This is a genomic window from Acetobacter pomorum (assembly GCF_002738225.1).
Lineage (GTDB): Bacteria > Pseudomonadota > Alphaproteobacteria > Acetobacterales > Acetobacteraceae > Acetobacter > Acetobacter pomorum.
In genome coordinates this window covers 1-3,437 of the sequence record NZ_PEBQ01000137.1, presented here as the reverse complement: position 1 = coordinate 3,437, position 3,437 = coordinate 1, and the positions used below count along the sequence as shown (strand labels likewise).

Annotated in this window: 3 protein-coding genes; all 3 read right to left on the bottom strand. The window is 50.5% G+C overall.

What is annotated here, in order from left to right; translation table 11 throughout:
• Positions 1-167 precede the first annotated feature (167 nt).
• The 3 genes from CSR02_RS09540 to CSR02_RS09530 all read right to left on the bottom strand — a co-directional run bounded on the left by CSR02_RS09540 (position 168) and on the right by CSR02_RS09530 (position 1,977).
• Positions 168-374, bottom strand: a complete 207-nt coding sequence (locus tag CSR02_RS09540; RefSeq protein ID WP_244176923.1) for a hypothetical protein — start codon at positions 372-374, stop codon at positions 168-170.
• Positions 375-679: 305 nt separating this feature from the next.
• Positions 680-1,342 carry a hypothetical protein gene (locus tag CSR02_RS09535; RefSeq protein ID WP_099541494.1) on the bottom strand — a complete coding sequence of 221 codons (663 nt, stop codon included), beginning with the start codon at positions 1,340-1,342 and terminating at the stop codon, positions 680-682.
• A complete protein-coding gene (locus CSR02_RS09530; protein WP_099541493.1) occupies positions 1,339-1,977 on the bottom strand; it encodes a hypothetical protein in 639 nt (212 codons plus the stop codon). The genes CSR02_RS09535 and CSR02_RS09530 overlap by 4 nt, the downstream gene beginning before the upstream one ends.
• Positions 1,978-3,437 lie beyond the last annotated feature (1,460 nt).

Below are 3,437 nucleotides of genomic sequence, written 5' to 3'. Positions count from 1 at the left end.
CAGAAAATTGGTTGATGAACAACAAGAACATGGCTGAGACTGAAATGGATTGTCCGGGTCTGACTTAAAAACTGTCCTACTTCATAAGAAACTTCGGGCAATTCAAAGAGCTTATTCAGATCAGAGAAAGTCTTCTGCCTGAGAACAGGCAGAAGACCGGGAGTGTGTCAGCTTCGCGATGCCGCATCCAGCGCGTCACAGGCAGCGTCAAGATCTTTTACAAGACGCTCCGTCAGCAGGATGATCCCGTCCACATGGTGGTTTTTCCCATCGCGCACGCCCTGCAGCGCTGGCAGAAGCGCATCGCGGATCTGCAGCAGAGCTTCATGAGCAAGGAGATGCGGGTCCTGTTTCACGAGAAATTGATTTGACATGGAGAAAATACTCTTCGAAAAGAAGTTATCCTCACAAAAGACACGAAAACACGCCTCGCGCGCAGTGACACGGGAGCCCCGATGACACAAACGCGTTCAACGCTTTTCCTTTTATGGGGAGAGAGGCAATGCTCCTCGAAAGCTTCTTCAAGACATGAAGTAATATAGTACCTCACGGTACAAAACCCGATACTCCGGGTGTTCTTTGGTATTCACGCCTCCTGCATGTAAAGTCTCAAAAATAAAAGGGGACTGCATGTCTTTGCAGTCCCCTCACCGCTCAGACGTGATGCTCGCCTGAGCGTTTATTCGAAGTCCCGAAAGGCCCCGCCTTCCATCTGCTGCCACCCACGGATCTTGCCAAACGGTTCTGACGTCGGTGGAGGCGGCACCTTGGCCCCAGAGAGCGCCACCATCATGTTCAGCCGGCACATCGAAAGAAGTTTGCGCAGCACAACGCGCCCGAGTTCCACGCGTGTCAGAGCTTCATTCTCATACCACGGAACATGCACTTCAGGATCCGTATACTCGGCGATTTCAGCCAGCGTATAATCCCCCGTTTTGCCCAAATCGAACATGCGGGACATTTTATACAGACACAACAGATACGGCGGCTCATCCCATGGCGCCCCGAGCAGAGTGTGCAGGAACGCCATGTTATAGCCTGCAAGACACAGAGGCAGTGTCTGTCCGTGTGGGAACAGCGCATTGAACAGCCGGTCATCGATGACATGGCTGCATCCCCCCGTCTCTCCCGGCACCTCCTCGAGGTGACCGTGACAGACCTGACCATTGATTTCCACGCGGATATGTCCTTCACGAAAGAGGATGTCATACCATGCCAGAGAGACAGGCAGCCCCTGACGGAGACGAAAACGCCCACTCACGCCCGGTGCGATGTCGATGAGCCGGATGGTGCCCTGTTTCCAGATCGGAAGCTTCTGGGAAGCCTGTGTCATGTTGTTCATGATCGGGCTCCCTCAAGCGCAATTGTATCCACCAGATTGATGCACAGCTTCCGCAGCGTTCCGGGTTGGGCAAACTGATCCAGCCAGATACACACGGGCGCAATCGCATGTGCCCGGTAAAACGCCATGCGCTTATCAAACCGCTGGAGCCATTCCTGTTCCTTCTGGTTGCGCGTGATACGATCAGATCCGCAGCACCCGACAACCTCGATGAAGAGAGAGGCCTTGCCTTTTCTCAGTGTCATGTCGGCACGGTAATCACCAGCCTGCCGGAGGATGGGCTGATGCACATCCAGCTTCATATGACGGCGCAAAAGCCCCTGCAGCATGTCATAGACAATACGTTCAGGCAGGGAGTCCATGGTCTTCCCGTCTCTGGCGACAAGACCGGGATGAGGCAGACCGGGCCAGCGCTGCGCTGCAAGACGCTGCACGCGAGCCCATTCGCGCGTACCGCTATCTCCCAGAAAGACAAGATGCTGCCCTTCCGCCCCAAGAAAGCGGCAGATATGGGCATTGGGTGGGGCCCCCAGTTCTTCGGTCAGACGTTTATACACCTGAAGATCATGCTCCGTTGGGTAAAACGGGGAAAAAGTTGACCTGAGAGCACGGAATTTTGTCAAAAGCGTCGCCATGTCTATAATCCTGAATTGGAGTTCACGAAGGAAACTGGCCCCTGAGGGGCCTTCCTTTTCTGGGGAGGCAGGCAGAGCAGCCTCGTAAACTTCCAAATCCCGATGCACTTATGAAAACATGCGGCTTCAGACAGAACAGTTCCGTGGGAACGCTCTCTCCTAAGCAGGCGTCACAGGCTTCTGAGAGTCCACGTACCGTGCGTAATGAGCGATGCAACCAGCAAGCCACCAGAAAATCTGGATATCTGACACCATGATGCGCACGTTTACGCTGACATCTGCTCGCCGCAACACGGCAAAAACACAGTTGAGACAGACGCGTAAGTTTTCCCGCCCACAAGTATAGACGAAGTGCTTTGCAGTAATTCTCAAAGTGCGCTTTATCGGCTGTTTCCGGCCCCGAAAGGGATATTCAGACGATTGCAAACGTTTGGAAAAACCTGTCCTGCGATCTTTTTCTAAAAATCAAGTCATGAAAAACCAGATTTACCGGATATGTTGTACAGAATATACATGTTTCTCGGCGACACATTTGAACGCGTTGTTGCGTCATCTGGCATATTTCGAAAATGAAGCCTCTCTCAAATCCGTGGAAATGTTAATTTTATACGCACATTCCGCCTCTGCCATCGGCAAGACCCTCTATCACCGGACATGCAAAATTTTTCGTTTCGATTTCGACCATATTCCGATTTCGATAATTATTTTTTGAGAGTTTTTGCAACGCGTGCAGTGGAAGGGCATTTTTTATGACAGATCATTCTCGGTGTTTCGGCAGTTTTTTTGTTGGTTGGGACGAGTGCTTGCGCGACATATTTTGCGATAAAGTATTCATTTGTAATGCTTTTCGCGCTGCGAGCGGGGTGTCTCGCGATCCGATTGGGTGCCGTCAGGCGCGCAATCGGTAGAAGTGTTTTTCGGTGCTTGCACCAAAAACACGGTATCGTGCCACTTTTTTTAATCCTTGAAATTTTATTACATATCATCATTCTATTTTGTAATTTTATTTTTTTCTGCATTTTTTTCCACTTTTCATGATGATATGCGTCTCTTTTGCAAGGCTCTTGTACAGAAAATCATCAGGATTGCCTCCTGAATGGGTTTTGGCGTTTTTCTGGTGCCTATTAGCTTAAATGGCGCTTCCACGTCTCTACGGCGATCCTGATGGGTTTTATGGCATGTTTGTTTTGTGGTGCTTCTCTCTCTTTCTACCAGTGTCGTGTTGGAGGGGGTGTTCTGGAGGTCGATTTTGGGGTGTTTTGGGGGCAAAAATGGCCTCACTGACATACCCCCTTTGAACTCTTGCATTTTGGTCGTGTTTTCGGCGCTTTTCTGCATGTATGACGCTATCTACCCGATTTCCATGTCAAAAAGTGTCGAAATCGGAGTTTTTTGTGCAATAAGTGTCGAAATCGAGCATCGACACTTTTGGTCGTGTTTTCGGGACTTTGTCTCCATGT